Source organism: Cellulophaga sp. HaHaR_3_176 (genome assembly GCF_019021925.1).
In the GTDB taxonomy this organism is placed as follows: Bacteria; Bacteroidota; Bacteroidia; order Flavobacteriales; family Flavobacteriaceae; genus Cellulophaga.
In genome coordinates this window covers 326,709-351,625 of sequence record NZ_CP058990.1, presented here as the reverse complement: position 1 = coordinate 351,625, position 24,917 = coordinate 326,709, and the positions used below count along the sequence as shown (strand labels likewise).

21 protein-coding genes are annotated in these 24,917 nt (G+C 29.2%); 1 reads left to right on the top strand and 20 read right to left on the bottom strand.

All coding sequences use genetic code 11. From position 1 onward, the window contains the following. Positions 1–5 precede the first annotated feature (5 nt). Positions 6–227: a hypothetical protein gene (locus tag H0I23_RS01565; RefSeq protein ID WP_216784722.1), complete on the top strand. Its 222-nt coding sequence runs from the start codon at positions 6–8 to the stop codon at positions 225–227. Between the two features lie 30 nt (positions 228–257). On the opposite strand, the gene H0I23_RS01560 is transcribed toward H0I23_RS01565, so the two are convergent. The 20 genes from H0I23_RS01560 to H0I23_RS01465 all read right to left on the bottom strand — a co-directional run bounded on the left by H0I23_RS01560 (position 258) and on the right by H0I23_RS01465 (position 24,524). Further along, entirely contained in the window at positions 258–1,313 is a 1,056-nt protein-coding gene (locus H0I23_RS01560; protein ID WP_216784721.1) for a heavy metal-binding domain-containing protein, read from the bottom strand. 252 nt (positions 1,314–1,565) lie between these two features. Next, positions 1,566–3,026, bottom strand: a complete 1,461-nt coding sequence (locus H0I23_RS01555) for a TolC family protein (protein ID WP_371736650.1) — start codon at positions 3,024–3,026, stop codon at positions 1,566–1,568. Next, complete coding sequence (locus tag H0I23_RS01550; RefSeq protein WP_216784719.1) at positions 3,013–6,255, bottom strand: efflux RND transporter permease subunit; 3,243 nt, start codon at positions 6,253–6,255, stop codon at positions 3,013–3,015. The genes H0I23_RS01555 and H0I23_RS01550 overlap by 14 nt, the downstream gene beginning before the upstream one ends. A 21-nt stretch (positions 6,256–6,276) precedes the next feature. Further along, entirely contained in the window at positions 6,277–7,356 is a 1,080-nt protein-coding gene (locus H0I23_RS01545) for an efflux RND transporter periplasmic adaptor subunit (RefSeq protein WP_216784718.1), read from the bottom strand. A gap of 149 nt (positions 7,357–7,505) precedes the next feature. Then, complete coding sequence (locus H0I23_RS01540; protein WP_216784717.1) at positions 7,506–7,916, bottom strand: hypothetical protein; 411 nt, start codon at positions 7,914–7,916, stop codon at positions 7,506–7,508. Positions 7,917–8,167: 251 nt separating this feature from the next. Continuing rightward, positions 8,168–10,489, bottom strand: a complete 2,322-nt coding sequence (locus H0I23_RS01535) for a tyrosine-protein kinase (protein ID WP_216784716.1) — start codon at positions 10,487–10,489, stop codon at positions 8,168–8,170. 40 nt (positions 10,490–10,529) lie between these two features. Then, positions 10,530–11,249, bottom strand: a complete 720-nt coding sequence (locus H0I23_RS01530) for a WecB/TagA/CpsF family glycosyltransferase (RefSeq protein ID WP_216784715.1) — start codon at positions 11,247–11,249, stop codon at positions 10,530–10,532. Further along, complete coding sequence (locus H0I23_RS01525) at positions 11,246–12,322, bottom strand: glycosyltransferase family 4 protein (protein ID WP_216784714.1); 1,077 nt, start codon at positions 12,320–12,322, stop codon at positions 11,246–11,248. Before H0I23_RS01525 ends, H0I23_RS01530 begins: the two co-directional genes overlap by 4 nt. Positions 12,323–12,378: 56 nt before the next feature. Further along, the gene (locus H0I23_RS01520) at positions 12,379–13,200 is read right to left on the bottom strand and encodes a hypothetical protein (RefSeq protein WP_254073633.1); all 822 of its coding nucleotides are present in this window, start codon (positions 13,198–13,200) and stop codon (positions 12,379–12,381) included. A gap of 91 nt (positions 13,201–13,291) precedes the next feature. Next, positions 13,292–14,725, bottom strand: coding sequence for an MBOAT family protein (locus tag H0I23_RS01515; protein ID WP_216784712.1), 1,434 nt, complete (start codon positions 14,723–14,725; stop codon positions 13,292–13,294). Between the two features lie 10 nt (positions 14,726–14,735). Further along, positions 14,736–15,641, bottom strand: coding sequence for a glycosyltransferase (locus tag H0I23_RS01510; RefSeq protein ID WP_216784711.1), 906 nt, complete (start codon positions 15,639–15,641; stop codon positions 14,736–14,738). 12 nt (positions 15,642–15,653) lie between these two features. Continuing rightward, positions 15,654–16,829 carry an O-antigen ligase family protein gene (locus H0I23_RS01505; RefSeq protein ID WP_216784710.1) on the bottom strand — a complete coding sequence of 392 codons (1,176 nt, stop codon included), beginning with the start codon at positions 16,827–16,829 and terminating at the stop codon, positions 15,654–15,656. Between the two features lie 10 nt (positions 16,830–16,839). Then, positions 16,840–18,009, bottom strand: coding sequence for a lipopolysaccharide biosynthesis protein (locus H0I23_RS01500; RefSeq protein ID WP_254073632.1), 1,170 nt, complete (start codon positions 18,007–18,009; stop codon positions 16,840–16,842). 114 nt (positions 18,010–18,123) lie between these two features. Then, positions 18,124–19,080, bottom strand: a complete 957-nt coding sequence (locus H0I23_RS01495) for a GDP-L-fucose synthase family protein (RefSeq protein ID WP_371736649.1) — start codon at positions 19,078–19,080, stop codon at positions 18,124–18,126. A gap of 61 nt (positions 19,081–19,141) precedes the next feature. After that, a complete protein-coding gene (gene gmd, locus H0I23_RS01490; protein ID WP_216784709.1) occupies positions 19,142–20,260 on the bottom strand; it encodes a GDP-mannose 4,6-dehydratase in 1,119 nt (372 codons plus the stop codon). Positions 20,261–20,314: 54 nt separating this feature from the next. Continuing rightward, entirely contained in the window at positions 20,315–21,427 is a 1,113-nt protein-coding gene (locus H0I23_RS01485; RefSeq protein WP_216784708.1) for a glycosyltransferase family 4 protein, read from the bottom strand. Between the two features lie 422 nt (positions 21,428–21,849). Continuing rightward, positions 21,850–22,269, bottom strand: coding sequence for a two-component system response regulator (locus H0I23_RS01480; protein WP_216784707.1), 420 nt, complete (start codon positions 22,267–22,269; stop codon positions 21,850–21,852). 84 nt (positions 22,270–22,353) lie between these two features. Then, a complete protein-coding gene (locus H0I23_RS01475) occupies positions 22,354–22,830 on the bottom strand; it encodes a GNAT family N-acetyltransferase (RefSeq protein WP_216784706.1) in 477 nt (158 codons plus the stop codon). After that, positions 22,815–24,110 carry a phosphoribosylamine--glycine ligase gene (locus H0I23_RS01470; RefSeq protein ID WP_216784705.1) on the bottom strand — a complete coding sequence of 432 codons (1,296 nt, stop codon included), beginning with the start codon at positions 24,108–24,110 and terminating at the stop codon, positions 22,815–22,817. Before H0I23_RS01470 ends, H0I23_RS01475 begins: the two co-directional genes overlap by 16 nt. 93 nt (positions 24,111–24,203) lie before the next feature. After that, positions 24,204–24,524 carry a hypothetical protein gene (locus tag H0I23_RS01465; RefSeq protein WP_216784704.1) on the bottom strand — a complete coding sequence of 107 codons (321 nt, stop codon included), beginning with the start codon at positions 24,522–24,524 and terminating at the stop codon, positions 24,204–24,206. Between the last annotated feature and the right edge of the window lie 393 nt (positions 24,525–24,917).

The window sequence follows — 24,917 nt, the reverse complement described above, 5'->3', positions numbered from 1 at the left end:
TAAAAATGGAAAATTTTAATTATTGCTTCACTTTAATAAATAGAAATAATCAAGAAGCTATTTTGTCAAACATTACAGATATTGATAAAATAAAGCCTTTTTTATCAGATGCTTTGTTCGAGTATATAAATACAGAAGCAAAAATCGGCAGACTTAATGCCTCTAAATTGAAAGACATTGACGTTGTTTGTATTATACAAAAAAAAGTGTCATTGAAAGCATCTTAAATAAAATAGCCTACTTTGAATATACTATCATTAAGAAAAGTTTTTTTCTAAGAGAGACAGTTTAAAAATTAAATTTTCTTTTATTTCTTTAAAGTCGATTTCCGAATCTTTAAAGCCATGAATATCTTTTCTACATTCTCTACAAACATCTCTCTCTAAATTATTCTCAGTACCACATTCACATTTCCAAACATCAATTTCATTCTCAGAATATGTTTCTTTAGAGCGTAAAAATTTAGCCTTAACAGGAAATTTTTCTTCTAAAATTAATATAGTTTCTCGAATGGGTTTTAGGTCTGACTTAAAATATGTTTCCTTATGCATAACGGCAATAGACGCTCCAATTCTATTCAAGTATTTATTTTCACTACTTAAAAGCTTTAAATTTTTATCATAATCTACCAAATTCAATTCTTTAATAACTTCCAAAACAAACTCTAAATCTCTTTCTTCATTATTCACTAAAAATTTAAAAACCTCAGTTACTGTATGTTCTCTCTCTAAAGTATCAAAAAATAATATGATGTTGTTTTTGACATCATATTGACTTAAGTTATTAGTAAGTTTGGTTAAAAGAAAAGGAATAAGTTCTGAAACTTGGTTTTCTATAATCAAGTCCCACTTATTATCATTTAACACAAGTTCATCCTTTTCTGCACTTTCTAATAATTTAGCTTTTAATGATAATTGTTCTAAAGCTTCTACATTAATTGAAGTAGCGTTTTTAATAACATTTTTTGCTTTTCCGGCAACTCTTACTGCTGTACCCATTGCGGTTACCATCAACATAGATTTTCCTTGTGACGAAATTTCATCATTATCGATACTTAATCCAATAACATAATTCGCATTTAAATAATGAGCCCTCCTCTTTAATTCATAAATAGCTTGTTCATTAATTTTTTCTAAAGATTTTGTGTAAGTGTTAGATTTGCCTCCAAAAACATCACGAAAACCTGTTAAAAAGTCTTTAAAGAAATTCATTCCAATGACTATATTTACCGAAATAGGCTCAATATATTCTTCTATTTCAACATTTTGAAGCGATGATGTTGTTGTTACTTTTATATGTTTAAAGTTTTCCATTTATAAAATGTTGTAAAGTTTCTTTTAAGTACTATTCTTCTAAAAGAATTTTGCTTTCTAATTTATATTTACAACGCAAAAACGAGAACATATATTCTACCTTGAAGATAAATAGTAAATTATAAACATCAGAATTATTATTAGAACTTAAATCTATTAACTAAAATAGATGTCGTTTAAATAAAAAACCTGTAAATTTCTTTACAGGTTTTCTCACTCAATCACACTAAAAAAACTAACAATTTAAATTGCTTAATTCCATCCACCACCTAAGGCTCTGTACATATTTACTTGAGCCAACATTTGATCTTTTTTAGTTTCCACTAGTTCAATTTTAGATTCTAATGCATCACGTTGCGTTAATAAAACCTCCATATAATCTGCACGAGCAGATTGAAAAAGCAGCATCGCTACATCTATAGATTCCGTTAAGGCATTTACTTGTCCTTTTTTTAAATCATAACTCATTTTTAAGTTATTGATATTTGAAACCTGATTAGAAACCTCAACAAAAGCATTCAATATCGATTTTTCATACTCATAAACAGCTTGTATTTGCCTACTATTTGCATTTTTATATTCTGCCTTAATAGCATTTCTATTAATTAAAGGGCCTACAACATCACCTACTACAGAATACAAAAGAGACTCTGGAGCTGCGTTTAAATATCTAGGATTAAAAGCCTCTAAACCAATACCTGCTTTAATACCTATTGATGGGTAAAAATTAGCCTTCGCCACTTTGATATTTAATTTTGCAGATGCCAACTCTAGCTCTGCCTGTCTAATATCTGTACGATTTTGCAATAATTGCGATGGTACACCAGTATAAATAGTATCTAACGTTTTATTGATAAAATCATCTGTACTACGCTGAATAGGCGTTGGGGATTTACCTAGTAGAAAATTTATTTTATTTTCTACTTCTACAATTTGCTGTTTAATTTCATACCTATGGCTCTTATTCTTTAAAACTTCAGCTTCGAATTTTTTAACAGCTAATGCTGTTGCTCTTGCTGCTTGCTTTTGTAAATCGACCATTGTTAAAGCATTTTTCTGTAGTTCTAAATTCTGGTCAATTATAACCAATTGGTTATCTAAAGCTAAAAGCTCGTAATAAGAATCGGCAATTTCTGAAACCAAATTAGTAACCATAAAGTTTTTACCTTCAACAGATGCTAAATATTCATAAACTGCTGATTTTTTTGCATTGCGTAGCTTTTTCCAAACATCAAGCTCCCATGATGCTGATAAACCAAAAGTATAGTTTGGCAAAGGATCTGGAAAATTTTCATCTTCTCTAATATTCAGACCTTCTTCCACAGCTCCATTTCTAGTATACTCTCCAACTTTCTCAACCTCAGCTCCTCCATAAAAATTAACAAAAGGTAAATATTCTCCTTTTCTAACTTTAATTTCATTTTGAGCCATGCTTACCCGTTGCAACATAATATTAAGCTCTTGATTATTTACTAAAGCGCTATCAATTAATGAAACCAAGTAAGGGTCTGAAAAAAAATCTCTCCACTTAACAGTAGCTGCAGTATTTAAACTATCTGAAGATTGGTTTTCGTATTGCTCTGGCATACTTCTATCTTCTTCTTTAATTGCTTTGGTAGGTACACAGGCGTATAAAAACATAACACTTAAAAAACCAATCAAAAATGATTTTTTATATGCTATAATTTTTCCTAATTTATTATTCATTTTCATTTTTTTGAGTTAGTTTTTTCAAAAGCTTTTTAACCTCTTTAAGTGCTACATTAGTTTTACTTTTACCCTCACTATTTCTTACTAATTCTTCAGAAACAGGTTCGGTAGATTCTCCTTTAATTAAGCTTCTACCATCAGCCATAGTAGCAAAAATGTAATACAAACCTGGAATAATTAGAATACCGAAAACGGTACCCATTAACATACCTCCCATGGCAGAACCTCCAATAGTTTTATTTCCAATTGCGCCAGCTCCATGAGCAACTACTAAAGGAATAAGACCCGCCATAAAAGCGAAAGATGTCATCAGAATTGGTCTAAATCTAACCTTTGCACCTTCAATTGCCGCTTCAAGTATTGTACTTCCCTGTCGCCTTTTTTGCACTGCAAACTCGACTATAAGAACTCCGTTTTTACCCAACAGCCCCACTAACATAATAAGTCCAATTTGTGCATAAACATCATTAGCAAGCCCCATAGCTTTTAGTAACAAAAAAGACCCTAAAACCCCAACAGGTAATGATAAAATTATAGCAAAAGGAAGCAAGAAACTTTCATACTGTGCCGCAAGAACGAAATACACAAAAATTAAAACTACAGCAAAAATATAAATAGATTCATTTCCTCTTTGTGCTTCATCGTAAGACAAACCTTCCCAAGCAACATCATAACCTCTAGGTAAAGATTCTTTAGCTACTTCATTTATTGCATCAATAGCATCTCCACTTGTAAAACCAGGAGCTGGTAGTCCTCGAATTGATGCAGAATTATATAAATTGTACCGAGTAATCTCATTAGGCCCTAAACGTTTTTCCATAGTCATAAATGCAGAATATGGAACCATTTCACCTTCTTCATTCTTTACAAATAATTTTTCAAGGTCTGATGGTAAAGCTCTATATTCTGGTGCAGCTTGAGTATACACTTTAAAAAACCTTCCAAAACGTATAAATCCTTGCTCGTAAGTACTCCCTATCAATATATTTAAATTTTCCATTGCTTTATCAATAGAAACACCTTTTTGCATTGCAATTTTATTATTGATTTTCAACTCATACTGTGGGTAATTTGCTGAATAAAACGTAAACAAACCTGTAAGTTCTTCACGCTTAGATAAGGCATCCATAAAATCATTATTAATTTTTTCAAATTCATGATAATCGGTACCATTAGTTTTATCTAATAAACGCATTGAAAATCCTCCTGAAGACCCAAAACCTGGTACTGCTGGTGGCTCAAAATATTCGATAACTGCACCCAAATTTTTAGTTTCCTCTTCTAATTCTTCCATAATTTCATGTACAGAATGATGACGCTCAGACCAAGGTTTTAGGTTAATCAAACACGTACCTGCATTTGAGCCTCTACCTTCCGTCATAATCTCATATCCTGCCAGAGAAGAAACTGATTCTATTCCTTCTGTTCCCTCACATATCTTCTGTAGTTTTCTAGCAATATCGTTAGTACGCTCTAATGTAGAACCTGGTGGAGTTTGTATAATGGCATATATCATCCCTTGATCTTCATTCGGAATAAAACCAGCAGGTAATGATTCGTTTGTTATGAATATTCCAACGCAGAATGCTATTAAAATTCCAAAAGTTAAAATTCTTCTAGCAACAATTTTATTTAGAATTTTCACATATCTGCCTGTCAGCTTCTCGAACCCTCTATTAAACCAATCTATAAATTTATCTATAGGTGATTTCTTTTTAGTCTTACCATGATTATTTTTAAGAATCATAGCACAAAGTACAGGTGTTAATGTAAGTGCTACAATCGCAGATAAAATAATAGATCCTGCCATTGTAATCGAGAATTGCCTGTAGAAAACACCAACAGGACCCGTCATAAATGCAATCGGAATAAATACAGAAACCATTACTAAGGTTATTGCTATAATAGCTCCTCCTATTTCATTCACGACGAGCTTTACAGCTTCATAAGGCCCTAAATGTGTTTCTTCCATTTTAGCATGTACTGCTTCTACAACAACAATAGCATCATCGACGACTATTCCTATGGCGAGAACCAATGCAAATAGTGTTATTAAATTGATAGACAAGCCAAACAATTGCATTATAAAAAAAGCTCCTATTAAAGAAACAGGTACTGCTATAATCGGAATTAAAGTAGACCTCCAATCACCTAAAAATAAGAAAACAACTATGGCTACTAAAATAAAAGCATCTCTAAGCGTATGAATAACTTGTTCTATAGAGGCATTTAAAAAGTTAGATACATCATAACTAATTTTATACTCCATACCAGATGGTAAATCTGCCTTTAACTCTTTAAGTTTATCCTTTACTTCTGCGATAACATCACTTGCATTACTACCAAAAGTTTGTTTCAATACAATTGATGCAGAAGGCTTGCCATCTAAATTTGAATAAATGTCGAAAAACTCACTTCCTAATTCAACTTCCGCAAGGTCTCCTAACTTTAAAATTTCACCCTCTTTATTCGCTTTAATAATAATATCTTCATATTGCTCTGGCTCATCGTACCTATCCTGATACATTAATACATATTCTAAAGATTGTGAAGTTTTTCCTGAGCTTTGGCCAATTCTGCCTGGTCTAGCCAAAATACTTTGCTCCTCCATCGCTTTTAATACTTCTTCTGCAGAAACATTATAGGCACGCATACGATCTGGTTTTAACCAAACACGCATTGCGTACTTACGACTCCCTAAAATTTGCGCACTAGCAATACCATCAATTCGCTGAATTTCTGGTATCATTTTAGTATAAGCATAGTTATATAAAAACAATTCGTGATCATCTACATTATCACTATATAAATTTACATACATTAACATACTTGGCTGTACAGGTGTAATGATTACCCCTTCACGTTGCACTAACTCTGGCAGTAAAGGCATAACCTGATCCACTCTTGTTTTTACTCGTACAACAGCTTGATCAGGATCTGTACCTGGTTCGAATATAATACGTAGTGTACCTTCACCTGCACTTGTTGCATCAGATGCGATGTAACGCATTCCTTGTACTCCGTTTATAGCTGTTTCTAATGGTATTAGTGTAGATTTCACTAATACATCTGCACTTGAACCTGGGTAAGCAATAAAAATGTTTACTGTAGTAGGTGCTATTTCTGGAAATTGTGATATAGGTAATTGCTTAATAGAAAGCAAACCTGTAAATACGATTATTACCGATATGACGATTGCCAATACCGGTCTTTTTATAAAATTACTGAACATGTTTTTTTAGATTAGTTTTGATTACTCGGCGTAAACAGCCAACTTTGAAATCACTTCATTAGGTTCAATAAATTCAGTGCTAATTTTTTCATTGTTTTTTACCATACGGATTCCATCCAATAGTAATTTATCGGTAGCTTTTAAACCTTTACTTATTACAAATAAATGTGGTAATTCTGCTGCTACGGAAATTTCAGTTTGTCTAACGATATTATCTTTATCTACAATAAATACATATTTTTTATCTAGAATTTCGAATGTTGCTTTTTGTGGAATTATCAATGCACCTACATAAGGTGTTGTCATTAATATACTACCAGTTTCTCCATGTCTAAGAATACCGTCTGGGTTATTAAAAGTTGCTCTGAAAGCTATATTACCAGTTTCATTATTAAAATCTGCTTCAATTGTTTCTACAATTCCTGTTTGATTAAAGACTTTATTGTTTGCCATTAAAAGGTTAACAGATTTTTTAGTGTCTTTATCTTTACTGGTGATATAGTCTAAATATTCTGATTCAGGCACATTAAAATACACCCACATTTTACTATTATCAGAAAGCGTAGTTAATAACTCTCCTTCATCTAAAAGGCTTCCTTCTCTTACATGTAGATGGTTCATAATACCACTAAAAGGTGCTTTTATGTCTGTAAAGCCTAAGTGAGTTCTTGCCAGTGAAACTTCTGCATTCGCTTTATCAAAATTAGCTTTAGCCATTACATACTCGTTTTGAGATACTACGTTACCATCTGCCAATAGTTTTGTGTTTTGCAATTCAATTTCTGAAACCTTAGCCTCTGCCTGTGCTTTTTGAAGATCTGCTTGATAAACATTGGGCATGATATGGAACATTTGTTGCCCCTTTTTCACAACCTGACCTTCGTCTACCGAAATCTGTTGTAAATATCCTTTTTCTAGAGCACGTACCTCTATATGGCGTATAGAATGTATTTGACTTACGTAATCTTTTGTGATTGAAGTATCTTTTTTTACAGGACTGGTAATCAAAAATTTAGTTTCTTCTTTCTTCTCTTCTTTTTTGTTTTCGCAACTTATATGTAGGACTAATAGTAAGCCAATAAACACATGAATTTTCTTCATTGTTATAGATATTAAATATTATAGATTTTATAGAATTGTGTGATTATAAGTATAGGCTATGCATTTAAGCTAAGCTTATTGCTATAACAATACTTAAAAAATGAGGAGTATAAATAAGGCAACAAGACATGCTTATTTACATGAAAAAATCAAATTCTATAATTCTGAAATACTAAATAACGCCTTAATGAAGGTGTGAAATTATTAGCTTTAAATGCTAATATGTTTTTGTGAAGTTTAAAAAATAAATGCTCTAGTAACTCATCACTAGTGCCAATTGTCAAAAAATTACTAAATGATGCTTTTTCCCTAGAAGTAAGAGAAGTTTTTTCATTCTCTTCTTCTATATCTGTAATTTCGGCAAAAAGAAGTTTATTAGAATCAATTTGAGAATCAATTATATAATTATCACCCGTATAGTGATGACTTTCGCTGATGCTATTAAATGATTTGTCATTCTCAGATGATAAATTAGCTCCAATATTTAGGTAGCTGCTATTACATCCATTTAGCAGAAGAATACAAAAAAAGAATAAAAATTGACCTACAATCTTTTTCATAGAAGCGGCTAAATTATACCATACTCATTTCAACTACCAAATCATAGCTGTTAATATTCGTTAAAAAGCGTGATTATTATTTATTTATAATTTTTTAAAGAAAACTTACCAACTATCTCTATTTTAATCTGAATTACAATGCTGTTTATTGATTATTTTTCAAAAAACAATGCACACTTCATAATCAATTACACTTTTTAATTAAACTTAATAATCCCTCTATTTTAATTAAAATAGAGGGATTATTAAGTTTACTCTTCTGAATTATAACCATAGCCGTAACCATAATTATAATCAGAAGTTTTACCATTACCTACTTCATTTACGACATAAGCCATATTATTAATCTTATTCGTTCTATTCAACTCTTTTGACATAGAAAGTAGTTTTTTATCCGTAAAACCAGCTCTTGCAAGAAATAAAGTAAGGTCTGCGTACTTTGAAATAAGTAAAGTATCTGCAACTAATAATACTGGAGCCGAATCTATAATTATAAAATCATATGATTTTTTCACTTCATTTAAAAATTTCTCAAAAGATTCACCTGATAGTAACTCAGGTGCATTTGGAGGTATTGACCCACTAAAACATATATGATGATATTGGTTATTGTTGTAACCATTATTGATACACTTATCTAAAGGAGTTTCTGAATCGTATAAATAATCTACTAGTCCTGTTACATTTTTGTTTGTATCAAAAAAAGTATGTAATTGGGGGTTTCTTAAATCTGCACCAACCAATAACACCTTCTTTTTAATACTAGCATAAGCTAAAGAAAGATTAAAAGCTGTCAAAGATTTCCCTTCGCCCTTAACTGCTGAAGTAACTAAAATAACTTGCCCTTCATCTTTTTTAACAGGTAATAAATAATTAGTACTTGCACTTAATATTCTAAATGATTCTGTTAAAACAGATCTCTCACTATTTTCCTGAAAAACTTTTTCTTTGTCTAAAAAAGGAATTTCTGCTGCAACAGGAATTTCAGGGTTTAATTTTTCGACATCTAATCTGCTATGGATTTTTGTATCTAAATAATGAAGTACAAATAAGGTTGCTAAAGGAAGTAATACTCCTAAAAACAAAGCTATTAAATACACATTCATCTTTTTAGGAAACAAAGGTGTATTACTTGTTAAACCATAGTCTACAACTTTTACTGATGGAGCCGTTACTGCAAAATTTATTGCAGCTTCTTCTCTTTTCTGCAATAAGAGTAAAAATAAATTTTCTTTAATACTCTGCTGTCTTTCAATAGACCTTAACATTTTTTCTTTTTCTGGCAATGAAGAAAAAACACTACCGGCAATACTTCTTTCTTGGTTTACTTGCCCTAAAGACAATCTTAATTGGCTCTGGTAATTTGCTACAGATCGAACAATACTTTTCTTTACATTCTTAATTTGATCATTTAAAACTTTAAGCGTTGGATGATTTTCTCCTACACTAATTAATAATTTTTCTCTTTGAAAGATCATATCATTATATTGATCTGTCAAATTATTAACACTACTATTTTCTAAACCTAAATTACTTGGTAGTGTATTGAAAGAATCTTCTTCTTCTAAATTATTTTTAATAAGCTTTGTTAATGCAACTTGTGTTTGCAAGGTTTCAGCTTCATTTTGTGAAGCTGCTCTTTTTTGCAAAGTAGCACCTGCATCTGCTTCTATATAAGAAAGATTATTCAGAGTCTTAAAATCTTTTTTTCCCACCTCTATTGAGTCCAGCTCAGTCGATAAATATATTAACCTTTCATCTATAAAATCTAGCGTTCTTTTAGAAACTAGTTGTCTATCTTGAACTCCATCATCATTAAATTTTTGAATTACAGTATTTAAAATGACTTCGGATTTCTCTATACTTTCCCCATCGAGTGTCAATTTTAATATTTCACTTTTTTTGTTAACTGGCGCTATTTGCAATTTTTCAGAAAGTTCTAATGTAGCCTCTTTTTTAGGTGAAAGAGTTACTCTAAACGACATTCCATCAAATTCTTTAAAGTTTATATTCTCTTTGAAATTCACTAATAATGGTACCGAGTCTATACTAATTTTCTTGTTCTTGCTTATCATTACATCTTCTGAACCCTCATTAATAATTATTAAATTATTATTTCGAACTTCAACTTCAAAAGATTTTGATTTTTTTAAGCTATCGTTATCAAATAATTTAGTGATAAAAAAAGGAGCATTCCAAGCTTGTCGCGTTTTTATAGTTCCTACTTCTTGATAAGAAACATCTAAATCAAGTTCATCAACAACTTGGCTTAATAATTTATAAGATTTTAAAATTTCTATCTCATTATCCATATTAATATCAGACCCATTATTAAGCAACTCCAATGGGTTTGATGCTACATTAAACTCTTTAGCATCGTCTATAATTTTAATTTTAGCTACAGTACTGTAAATTACTGGTGCATAACGTGTATATAAATAACCAAAGAATAATGCAATAAATATTGACCCCAAGAACCATGGCCAAAATTTAATGTAATTTAAAATTATTTCTTTTATATCTATAGATTCGTTGTTTTGATCTTTATCTATAATGTAATGTGACTCTTTCATTATTTATTTAAGTGTTTTAATAACTTATTTATTGTTTTTTTTATAAAAAACCTTTTCCTCTTAATTTAAAACTAAATACTTCAAGGATGAATTTAGGTGTTGATATTAAATTTCTTTCTGCCAAACGTTTAGGTTCTTTTAAAAAACGTGGTAACCATTCTAAACCTAATTTAATCCAAAATTGACTAGGCCTTTCAACAACTCCTGCATAAAAATCAAACACAGCACCTATTGAGCAAATAACTTTCGAATCTAATTGACTTTGAAAATCATAAACCCATTTTTCTTGTTTTGGAGCTGTCATTCCAACAAACAAAACATCTGGTTTAAACTCATTAACTTTATTACACATTTCAGTACTATCCTCTTCTGTGAACTTTGCTTTGTAGGGCGGCGAAAAACAATTAACTTTTACGTTAGGATATTCTTTTGCTGCTTTTTGTTTAATTAAGTTTAATGTTTTTTGCGATGCTCCTAAAAAGAAACAAGAACCACTTGTTTCGTTTAAATCTTTCATTAGAAATAGAAAAATATCAAAACCAGCTATTTTAATTATTTGCTTTTTATTTAAAAATTTAGACGCCCAAACAATCCCAATACCATCAGGTAATAAAAAATCAGATGATTGAAGTGCTTTTGCAAATGAATCATCTTTTTTAGATACACAGTAACTATGAGGGTTTATTGTATTGATAATTGTTTTACTAATTATTGGCAATTTAGGGTAATCCGTTGAAATTGTGTAATTTAAAGTTTTCATTCCGTGATTTTTTTAAGAATACCTAATAGTTTTTTTTCCCATATTTTTAAAGTGAAATTTTCTTGATATCTTTCTTTTCCTTTACTTCCCATTTTTAAGGCTAAGCCTGGATTTTTTATTAATTCTTCAATTTTATCTGCTAATTTCTCTGTATTTTTTGGTGGAACTAAATAGCCTGTAACTCCATCCTCTACTACATCAGGAATTCCTCCTTCAAAAGTTGAAATCACGGGAAGAGAAAACTGCATAGCTTCTAAATTAACCAACCCAAATGTTTCATTAAAAGAAGGGAAAACGAAAATATTATTTTGACTAAAAATTAGTTCTTTTTCTGCTCCGTATTTTTTACCTACATAATTGACAGAAGTATTAAGATTTAATTTTTTTAACTCCTTGTAAAAATCATCTGTTTTTATATCTCCCTCAGCTCCAACAAATGTGCAATTGAAATCTACTTTTTTATTTTTAAGAATTGCTAAAGCCTCTAACAAAACAAATACACCTTTAGTTACTAATAAGTTAGAAAGAAAAAGAATTTTAGGCACTTCTTTTTTACTAAATGCTTCTTCAACAGAAAAATCACGTTCAATTTTAGGCACCCCATTTGGGCAATAATATACATTCTCTATATCTACATATTCTTCAAAATCAGGATATAGATATTTTGATAATAAAATTACAGATGCATTTTTAAATACAATTTTATTTAAGTTATGACTTACAAATCCTCTTTTTTCATTTGTACTTCTTTTATTATGAAAATGATAGCATATTTTTTTATTACACATTTTAGCAATTAATGCAATAATTGCATCTTTATAAAACCCAGATCCACCTGAAGTTAAGGTTATATAAACTAGATTTGGTCTAAAAAAAAGTAAAGCAATTGTACTTCTCCAAAGAATACTAATGTACCTAAATAACTTACCCATACCACCTTTACCTATACTTTCTATAGTTGTTGAAGTACTTAAGTTTATAAACTTATTTTCAAAATTTTCATTAATTAAACCACTATCCATAATATATTGACCCACCATGGCAGCCCCATGCATAGGTGGAGGGTAGTGCATAATAAAAAGTATTTTTTTTGAATTTTTGATGATTTCTATTTTAAGATGAATTGAATTTATTTTTTAAGCAAACCACTGCTTTTTAAATACTTTATTAGCTCTTTAGTGACAACTTTTTGCCCTTCAGGGTTCATATGGATAGGGTCGTAAAAAAGATCATAATTATGAGACCAAGGCTCTTGAAAATTCACAAAATTAATGTTATGAGACTTTTTTGAAATAGCATCAAAAAGAGCAATAGTTTCTTTATATTTTACTTCTTGATTATCTCTTAAAATGTCTATTGTTGGTACATACATTAAAATTACCTTTATATTATTCTCAGAAAGCAACTCTAGTGTTTCATTAAAAAATTTAATATTAGACGATGTGTTTTTGATTTCTCTAAAATCTCCTGATTTAATTTTTTCTTTTAACGATAATGTATCAACCTTCCCAAATTTTAAATTATCCCATTTCCCCAAATATCCTCTAAGAGCTCCACTAAGTAAAAGCTCATTGTATCGTGTAGTTTTAATAATTTTTTTTGTCCAATAATCGCTTTTATTCGTACTCTCATAAACAAAATCGTTTATTACGGGGTCATTCATAAAAGGATAAAATAGTTTATATGAATTACTGCTTAACCCTTCACTCGAAAAAGTCCAAGCGTCTACACCATATATAACAGTTTTTAAATTTTTATTTTCAGCTAGTAATTGCTTTACCATTACCTGCCTATCTTCTACGTTTACACCTTCTCTTGTATATTTAGAAATTGTTACATCTAATTCTTGTTCGATCATTTGCTTATCTACTCCAAGCATTAAATGTGAATGACCAACAAATGCTATTTCAGAGTTATCACCTAAGCCATAATATTTATTTAATCCAATCAATAAAAATTTAGATATCCCGAAATCTAGGATAAAAAAAACGAAAATAAATAGGATCAATTTTTTATTAATATTATTTTTTTTCATAGTATACTTAAAATTGAAAATAAATAAATGAATTAGAAGAAAGCCCTAGAGTAGATATACCTAGCAATAAAAATAAATACCATACACCAATTACATAATCATTTGCCTTTGACTTAGAAAAGTACAATGATGCTTTACCCTTATATTGAAAAATTTGAACAATTATTAATAACAAGATCAACAATAATGACAATAAAAATGTAACATTAGAAGAACCTAAATAAAATTGTAAATCTGATTTTATAAATAATTTTTTAATTATTAAAAAGGCATCGTTTAATGAATTGGCTCTAAAAAATATCCAAGCAAAACAAACAAATATAAATACTGATACTTTTTTATATCCTTTATATAATACTGAACCCTTAACAGCATCTAGTTTTAATTTATTAAGTAACAAATCACCCCAATTTTCAATAAAATAAAATAAAGCATGCAATGCTCCCCAAATAATAAATGTCCAATTAGCACCATGCCAAACCCCACTAATTAAGAACACTACAAGAATATTACGAATCCATTTAAGATATACTACTCTACTACCACCTAATGGTTTATAAACATAATCTCCGAACCATGACGAAAGTGATATGTGCCATCTTTTCCAAAAATCAGATATGGATGATGATAAATATGGCAAATTAAAATTTTGCATAAGCTTAAAGCCTAAAATACGAGCTGTACCAATAGCCATATCAGAATACCCACTAAAATCGCAATAAATTTGAAATGCAAAAAATATTGTTGCAACTACCAACGTTAAACCGGAATACATATCAGGAGACTCATATACATTATTAACATAAATAGCCAACCTATCAGCAATTACAACTTTTTTGAAAAGACCCCAGACAAATAACTTAACTCCCTCTACTACAAGCTCTTGTTTAAACTGATGTTTTATTTTTAATTGATTTAATAAATTAGAAGATCTTTCAATCGGCCCAGCTACTAATTGAGGAAAAAAGGCCACAAAAGTACTAAAACGTAGTACATTGGTTTCAACTTCTGTTTTCTTATAATAAACATCTAAAGTGTAACTTAATGCTTGAAATGTAAAAAAAGAGATTCCTACAGGAAGTATTAAATCTAAGAGCGGAAAGTTTAAATTTGAATTAGATAACTGCGCTATCGCATTTACGTTTTCTATTAAAAAATTCATATACTTAAAGTATACCAATGGTAGTATTGATAATAATACTGCAAAAACTAACCATGCTTTTTTCTTTACTTTCTGCTTTGTTTTAGATATTTTAATACCTGCGAAAAAATTTATTAAACTCACAGCTAGCATCATTACGGCAAAATCCCACCTCCAAAAACTATAAAAACAGTATGAGCTTATAAACAACAACAAAATACCATGCTTATATTTTAAATTATAATACAGCACAGTTGTTATTAACAATAGAATAATAAATTCCCAAGAATTAAAAAGCATATACTAAGTTTTATATTCCTATTATTTTTTTTAACTTATCTAAAGCTCTTGCCTTTATAGAGAATTTAGATTTAAATTGTTTTTTTAAAATATCATCTACAATTACATTCTTGTTAAATTGAAACACTTGCTTTTCTCCATTATCTAAATCTGTATTAAACCTTTTAGTACCTGAAGTATGCGTTGCATTTTCACTAAAACCAATGCTTATTAATTTTGATACCGTTGGAAAAACTGTTTTCATATTATTTTTAAATTGGTGAAAACAAAATCTGATTGCCCAAGAATCTATAACTCCATTCACCTGATTATTTAACATGCCAGCCATATCAGAACCTCCTTCATTGAATTGCTTTATTTCTTCTTTATTTGAAATAAAATTTTTATAATCTTTTAATTCCCAATCAACACTATTCCATTTATTTCTCCAACAACCCCAACCCCAAGATGAAGCTCTCACACCATAATAATAATCTTTATTATGATTTTCTAACCCCTTTAATTTTAATGTAAAACCTGATATTGAAATAACATCATCTGCATTGTTATAAAACTCAAGTGCTTGATTCATATAGTTTAAAAAGTTTTTAGATGTCACTAAATCATCTTCTAAAACAATAACCTTTTCATGTTGGTTAATAATTGACGTAACTCCTTCTATTATCGAATTAGCCAAACCCTTATTTTTCTGAGACTCAATAACCTTTACTTTTTTGAAACCATCTACTGTTGCTATGAAATTTCTAACTTCAAAAACTTTCGCTTCATCTTTATCACTTTTAGGTCCATCAGAAAAAATATAAAGCTCACTTTCTAAAGCTAAATAATTGGCTTTTAAAGCATGAATCGTTTTTTTTATTTCATCTATACGATTATATGTAAACAAGACAATTGGGGCATTCTCTTTTAATTCCATCTTCATATTTTTTTAAGCAATTATGTTTTTATAATTATCTTTTGAAACCATAAAATACCAAAATAGAAATGATAATAATATTGTAGGTTGAACTAGAAAGCTTTCAAATAACGCTCCTAAAAGAATGCTTATTAATATTATCGAATAGTAAAAGTTCTTTTTCTTTTTTAAAGCAACTGTTATTGCAAAGCCAAATAAAATAAAACCTATTAAGCCACTTGCACATAAAACTTCTATATAAGATGAATGGAAATATAAAAACTCTAACCTTTGAAAATAATAGTTTGAATCAATATTAGTTGCTAAAATAGTTTCATTTAATCCAAAAATCCCTTTGCCTATAAAAATTGAATTCTTTGAGAAGTAATCAAAAATGTAATACCAAATAGCACTTCTACCTGTGGTGAACTGAGTAAAATCTTCCGTAAGTAACAACTCGGTTGTAAAATACATTAAACTAAGAACTACAATTAATCCAGATATCAAATAGACATTTTTTATAAGTAATTCTTTAATTTTTGGAACATAATTGAGTAACACAAAAACTGTTAATATTAATTGAACGTTTCTTGAATTTGATAAAAAAACTAAAACAGCATATACTAAAAAAAATGCAAAATAAACTTTTCCCTGTTTTTTAATTATGAACTTATATACTGAAAAATTAGCAATAGCTCCTACACATGCAAATATTCCTAACTGTAAATAATTTTCATAAAATAACCCTAGCCCCGTCCTATCTTCTAATGTGTGCCAAATTTTAAAAGGCAGTATAAGCGCGACAACTGTCCAAATTATTAAATTACTATTTAAAGCATATGATAGATATTTTAAAAAATAAAAATTGGGAAATTTATAGCTCTCAAAAAAAGAACTTGATAGTAAAAAATAAAAATATAGGAATACGATAAATAATATGTTATTCTGAAATAAATTCATACTAAATCCATTTTGATAATAATTAACCAAAGTGAATAAAACACATGCTAACCAAAAGAAAACAACCCATCGATTATAGGTGAAAAATGCTTTTAATTTTACTTTAGAAGTATGAATCATTAATATGCCTAAAATCGCCACTAATAATTTCCCATATTTCCCTAAAATGAAAATATTCAAATTATAGGTAATAGCGTTCATAATTAAAAATGAAACAAAGGCTATAAGTAAAATTTTATTTTTATCCATTACCGCTATATTAAAATTTAAAAACTTTACGATAAATTATATAGTAGGATATTTGATAAAATAAATTTTCAAAAATCATTGTGTAAAAAACACCAACTAAACCAAATCTATTAATTAATAGAAACCCTAAAACAACTGATATAATACTTCTTGGTATCAATATCCAAAAATTAACATCAGTTCGTTTAATAGCATTCAAGGCTATCTTAAATGGCTGGGCAAATACATTTATTGCCTGAACAATAAAAGGAAAAATTACCAATATGCCTAGATTTTGATATTTTTCACCATATAATAACACAATTATATTTTGACCTAAAAACACTCCTATAATAACTAAGACTATTGCCATTAAAGCAAAAAGAATATTCCACTTACCAACTAACTCTTTTATTTTATCATATTTAGAATTAACACTAACAAATAATGGCAGTAAATAAGAGCTTAATGCTGTTAAAAGAGGGTTAACTAATGCGGCTACGCTTATTAAAACCCCAAAAACGGCAATATCTTTTTTTTCTGTAATGTATAAAAGCAACCAAGGATATATACTTGAACTTATATGAAACAAAAAATTAGACCCCAATAACCACTTACCTATCTTCCAGTTTATATTCCAAAACTGAAGCCATGTATAGTTTGGCAACTTAATTTTTTTATAATTTGAAATAAAATAAAAAGCACTTACTAAGGAATAAATAGTTGAAGCAACTATCAAAAAAAAGTTTATGTTCTTATTGTTACTAAATAGAATATATAAAAGAAGACTTACTAAGCCCGTTGCACAGAAAATCCCATATTTTAAATTTTCTTTTGTTTTTCTTTCACTTAGCAATGTCTCTCTAATAAAAAAATATGAAGTGTAAGAAATTATATAAAATAGAAAAATAGAAAATCTCTGAAAATCCCATACATCAAATGAAAAATAATATAGAAAAGGAAAAACAAAAACTACACCTACGGTGAAAATCAATTTCAAATTAAGGTTAAACTGATAGTAACTTTCCTTATTTAACTCCCCTAAATCATTTTGATTTATAGCATAAGGTTTAGATATTATTGAACTTTGAAAACCTAAACTAAACAGTGTTAATGTAAATAACAGAACTAAATCGGCGTACTGAACTTTATCAAAAGTTCTTGCCAATACAACACTTGTAAGCAAGGTTACTACACTCATCAAAACTTGATCAAGCAAAACACTAAAGAGTTTAGGAAGCTCTTTATTTTTTGTAAAATTTGAAATTTGAATCACTAAAAAGTTTTGAAATTATTATCTGAAATAAGAAAAATCTTATTTTAAATTAATCTTTTTTATATTATTTTGATTTTCAATAAACCAAGAATATGTTTTATTAATGCCATCCTCTAATGAATAAGTAGCTTTCCAACCAAGTTTATTTAACTTATCACTATTCATTAGTTTTCTAGGTGTACCATCTGGTTTAGTTTTATCCCATACAATTTCTCCTGTATGACCAACTGAATTTTGAATAGTTGTTGCCAACTCATTAATTGTAATATCGGTACCTGTCCCTACATTATATAGATAATCAGGTAATACATTATTGACAGCAAATAAAACGGCCTGAGCCATATCATCAACATGTAAAAATTCTCGCATTGGTTTTCCGCTACCCCATAATGTGACTGCAGCATTATTATTTTCTTTAGCTTCATGAAATTTACGAAGCATAGCAGGCAACACGTGTGATGATTTTAAATCAAAATTATCGAAAGGTCCATAAAGATTAGTCGGCATCAAACTCACAAAATCTTTACCAAATTGGCTCCTGATAGCTTGGCATAACTTGACACCTGAAATTTTAGCAATAGCATACCACTCATTAGTAGGCTCTAACGGTGCCGTTAACAAATACTCTTCTTTTAAAGGTTGTGGTGCTAATTTTGGATATATGCATGAACTGCCTAGAAAAATAAATTTTTCAATATTATTTTCATGTGCAGCTTGAATAAGGTTATTCTGTATCTGCATATTTTCCATTAAAAATTGATATGGAAAATCATTATTAGCCAAAATACCACCAACTTTAGCTGCTGCATCAATAATTATATCTGGTTTTTCATTTACAATAAAATCATTTACAGCTTTTTGATTTCTAAGATCAAGTTCTGCACTTGTTTTACCTATAAGGTTTGTATAACCTTCATTTTGTAATGCTCGCCAAACTGCTGAACCGACCATACCCCTATGGCCTGCTATATATATGTAAGAGTCTTTACTTATCATTTTAAATATTTAATTTGTTTGAAAATAAATTCCAATTTATTTATGGAACTAATACATATTATTATTCAAAATAATTAAAAGTATTAAAACCACCATCTTTCAAATACTGGTCTTTTTTCATCAACTTAATATCTCCTTGCATCATATCTTTAACCAAATCTGATAGCTGATGTGTTGCTTCCCAACCCAATTTAGTTTTCGCCTTTGTCGGGTCTCCTATTAACAATTCAACTTCTGTAGGTCTAAAATATTTAGGATCTACTGATAAAACTTCTTTTCCTATTTCTATTTCAAATTCAGGGTTATTACAAGCTTTAACAAAAGCTTTTTCAGTAACTCCCTCTCCTTTAAATTCTAACTCAATACCAACTTCATCAAATGCCATCTTAACAAAATCACGTACTGTAGTTGTTTTTCCTGTTGCAATTACCCAATCTTCTGCCTCTTCGGCCTGAAGAATCATCCACATCATTTTTACATAATCTTTAGCATGCCCCCAATCTCTTTGAGCATCTAAATTACCTAAGTAAAATTTATCTTGTAAACCTAATGCTATTCTAGATACTGCTCTTGTAATTTTTCTAGTAACAAAAGTTTCTCCACGAATCGGAGATTCATGATTAAATAATATTCCGTTACATGCATACATTCCATAAGCTTCGCGATAATTAACAGTAATCCAATATGCATACATTTTAGCTACTGCATATGGGCTACGCGGGTAAAATGGTGTCGTCTCTGACTGAGGAACTTCCTGTACTTTTCCATAAAGCTCTGATGTAGATGCCTGGTAAATACGTGTTTTCTTTTCTAAACCTAATAAACGAACTGCATCCAAAATTCGCAATGTACCTATACCATCTGCATTTGCTGTATATTCTGGCACTTCAAAAGATACCTGAACGTGACTCATTGCTGCCAAATTATAAATTTCATCTGGCTGAATTTCTTGTATTAATCTAATTAGATTAGTACTATCAGTCATATCACCATAATGTAAAATAAAATTTCTATTTTCAATATGCGGATCTTGATATAAGTGATCAATTCGATCAGTATTAAAAAGTGATGATCTACGTTTTAAACCATGTACTTCATATCCTTTTTTCAACAACAACTCACTTAAGTAAGCTCCATCTTGACCTGTTACACCTGTAATAAAGGCTACTTTATTTTTCAATATATATTATTTTAAAATTTATGGTAATCAGTTTTATGAAGAGAAGAAAATTTCTTATTCCTCATTTTTAATTTTAATTATTTTTCTTTCACATACAGGCATAAACGGCACTAAATAAAGTGAAGATGACAAAATTATCAGTATAAGCAACTGAATATTAATGTTTAGACCTTGAATACTTAACGATATTGCTATTATAAAAGAATTTGTAAGTACAATACACAATACTGCCTGCCTGTGCGTAAGACCTATATTAATTAAACGGTGATGTATATGATTTTTATCAGCACTAAAAGGACTTCTCTTAGCTTTTATTCGGACTATAAAAACTCTTAAAGCATCTAAAATCGGAAATGACAATACTGCTAAAGTGAAAATAATTCCATTAGGAATAGTAACACCTATATTTTCTTTTGAATTCATAATTAAAAAAGAAAAAGCTATATATGGCAATAAAAAACCAATAAACATAGTACCAGAATCTCCCATGAATATTTTATTAGTCTTTGATAGATTAAACCTAAGAAAACCTAAAATACTGCCTATTAGTACCATCGATACTAATACCATTAAATAATCATGATTTAAACAGAAAAATGTACCAAAAGAAATACAAATTAGTATTGCTATAGACCCTGATAAACCATCTATTCCATCAATTAGGTTAAAACAATTTATAATAAATGTAAAAACAAAAACAGTTAATATTATTGATAATACAAAAGGTATTTCGTAAACACCAAATATACCTTCCAATGAAGCTATCCTCAGGTCTGTAGTACTTACAATTATGCTTCCTGTGAAAATTTGAACAATTAATTTTTTAACTGGAGAAAAGCCAATCATATCATCCTTGACCCCTAAAAAAAGAAGGGTAATACAAACTACGATGATTGAAAGTAATTTTATTAAATCTTCTCGTATAAGTGGAGCCACTATTCCTAAAACAATAAGAGATATTGAAAATGTAATAAAAATTCCAACTCCACCTAATGTCGGAGTTGTTCTTTCGTGCATACTACGATCAACAGGGTCATCCATTAAGTTCTTAATACGAACTGAATAAATTATAATTAAAAACATCCTTAACGATATTAAGAATGGTATAACAATAGCTATAAAAACCAATAAATACATATTGGCAAATAGTTCATCTAGGTAATTCATTACATTTTATATTAAAAAATAAAATTTATTTTTAATTTTAAACACAGTGCATTGTTAAATCCCCCCAGATTATAAACTAACTGTAATAAAGTTTCGTCTTGCTATAATATTAATTTTCAACAAAAATACTATCACGCAAGTCAAAAAAATACAATAACTCCTTTAGAGTATTCTTTTTTTCGTTCAAATGCTTATTTGACGTTAAAATTATCTAAACAGAAAATAATAATTATGGAATTAATTTCTAAATAGAAGAATTTATTTAGAAGTATATACGTGAAAAGAGGCCCATATAGTTTTATTAGCCACCTTATTTTATAAAAATTCAAGTTCTCGTATAATTTATGAAAAGAAAAATATGCTACTAATTATTTGAATAATATTTATTTATAATGTTATTTATTATGATTTCTTTAAAAATGTTATACATTTTTAAAATCGACTTCTTTTTCAACTACACTTAATAAATCACTAAATACATCAGCAGTAAGAGGTTTTGAAATAAAATCTTTGACAATTTTATAGTTTTTAGCTTTTTGAATATCCGCAGGGTCTACTGAGCTACTTAATATATATATTCTAGTATTAAACTCTACCCTTGGAAGTTTGCAAAACTTTTCTAAAAACTGCCAGCCATTCATTACAGGCATATTCAAATCTAAAAAAATCACATCAGGAAACTCATTAGTATTTAGCATAGTTTCTAAAACATCTAAAGCCTCTCTTCCATTTTCATATACTAGAATATTTGAGCAAAAATTTCCATTATTATTTAATAGAACTTTTGTTCCGTATACAAATATAGGATCATCATCAATTATGCAGACTGTATCAACTTTCATATATTGAAAATACAAATTATTTTTACAAATGTAGGATTATTCCTAATAATTTTGTTTTGAAAGTAAAAAATTATTAATCCAACTTTAATTTTCAAAAATTAATAATGATTCCAAAACATTATTCTTAAAATATTCTTTATAAGGTTCAAAATTATTCTTTTTGTAAAAACCTTTCAAGCCCTCTTCTTCTATTGTTAACCAAAAATTTGTGTTTGAAAATTCATTTTTTATAGATTTTAACCATCGTGACCCTAAATCTTTTCCTCTTTCAGCCTCAATAACGTATACATAACCAATATATAAGCTCCCTGAGTTCAAAAGAGAAATTGCGTCCTCTTTAAAGCATACCATATCTTCGGTATATTCTTTAAAAACAATTCCTCCTGCTACAATCTTATTTTCATTTAAAAGCACATAAACTTCCGCCGCTAAATGATGCTTTTCCCAAATAGGCAGTAATACTTCCCGCCAATCTTCAGGTAAAAGATTAAAAAAATCGAAAGGATTACTTTTATATTTCTTAAAATTATAAACGACCTCTTTCATTACAATAGCCCCCAAGACCACAATTTATCAGAATCTTCAAACCAACGATCACCAATATCTGTCCTGTAATAACAGTTGTTTATAATTACGGTATTTATGCGATTATACATCATTTTCTGAGCATCTTTCATCGTCAAACCTGTACCTGTTACTAATAACGCAATTCCAGTATTACCTGTAATTAACCACTGGTCATTTACATTTTTTAAATGCATAGGGTGTATACCATCGGTAGAATCTTTTTTAAGTATCACTACTGCATCTTTCGAAAATAAATCGAATGTTTTTTTATCTTCAAAGGGGAATGGTGGCACGACTACAAAAGCACCTACCTGAAAGCCTTTTTTTACTTGAATTGAAAACTTTTTACCTAAAGCAACCTTATATAACATTTCTCCAAAAGGTTCGGTAATACCTGCTCTCTGAATAAATATTTGTGGAAACCCGAAACGTGATGTAAACTCTAAAGGATAAATACCGTTACCATTTACAATACAATTTAAATCAATATGCCCGTAAAATTGATTTTTTGCTAAAATAGGTTCAAACTTCTTCAATGTTTTGTCAAAAATTGGAGAATCTTTAACCCAAAACATACTGCTGCCCATTTCTCCAGTAGAAACACCTAACTCTTTAGGGAACAATTTTTTATGCTCAAAAGTAATATTAATAGGTGTTAAAAATTCGGTTCCATTAAAAAATGCAGAAACAGAAATTTCTACTCCTTTTACTTTTCTCTGTAATTGAAATGTACCAAAGTTATCTCCCCACGATTTTTCGTAAGCTTTTAGTACTCTAACAACATCTTGGCCAGAATCATCATTACCTACAAACAACAATTGTTTTAATTCTTGTGTTTCGCCAGATGGTTTTATAACATAGGCATTAGGATTTGCTTCTACATATTTTATAGCTTCTTTAAAGGTTTCAAATTCTTTAAAGGGAAGTATGTTTATTTTATGTCTTTTAAGCTCTTCTTGTCCAAAATTACGATCTAACTCTAATAAATCTGTATATTCTGTACCTCCAAAAACAAGCTTTCCATTCGCACGTAACTCTGCACAAACTTTTCCGTTGCCTGTATAATCAAAAATTAGAACATCAGCCCAATCTACGTGCTTTTTCCAATCTTGTACTTTTTTAACAAACCCATAACCAATTTCTTTCGAGGGCTTATCTTCTATATACATTTTCACTTCGTTCCCTTCTTGAAGGGTTGCTAAGGCGATATCTAATGATTCTCCCCAACGTGATATAAAAAGAAACTTTCTACTAACTTTTACTTCTTTATTCAATTTATTTTTTGTCGTATTTTATTTTATAATTTGCCCGCTACCAACACAGCAACCATCTTAGCAAGCTCCTGTACTAGCAACGGACAAATAAAATTATTTTTTCTCGATTTTAACGATGTCTTTCAATGTTAAAACCTCATACTCTTCTTCATCTTCATTTGTTAATTGTTCAGCTTCATAAGTAACTTCAAAGCTTGAGCCTATTAATTTTCTGTCTGAAAAATTGTATTTACTGGCTAATGATTTATCAATATTATCAAATGAAAATGTACTAAAATCATCATCTTCTGATGAGAAGTAATAAACACCATCTTCTAACCCTTCAAAAGCCATCTTAACGGTATATTGCTCCTGTACAGGGCTTAAAAAAGAAGTCATAAATAATACTAAAGAAATTGCGAATGTTTTGATCATAATTATAATTTTAATTTGTTGTTTTTTTATTTTAGAAATTGAATTAAAAAACCTTCATATACCTTGTATAAAATCAGGTTAACTCACATTTTATTTCATCATTTTAAAAGTAAAATAATGGGTTGGTTTTGTAAAAAAAAGAGTAGCCTTAAGCTTTGTTTTTGAACAACTTAAGTAATGTGTAGATTGAAAAATAGAAATCTGTCTTATTATCTGGATTTCAACGTGGTGAACTGTTTTTAAAAATGATTTCCGTATTCTTAAAAACCCAAATTTTAATATTGTTTTCAAAGTGTTTCCTCAAGAGGTTTAAACACAAAAATTTACACAACAAATGAAATAAAAAAAACAATACGTTTCATAAAATTTTTCATAAAAATCGAGAATTAGTTA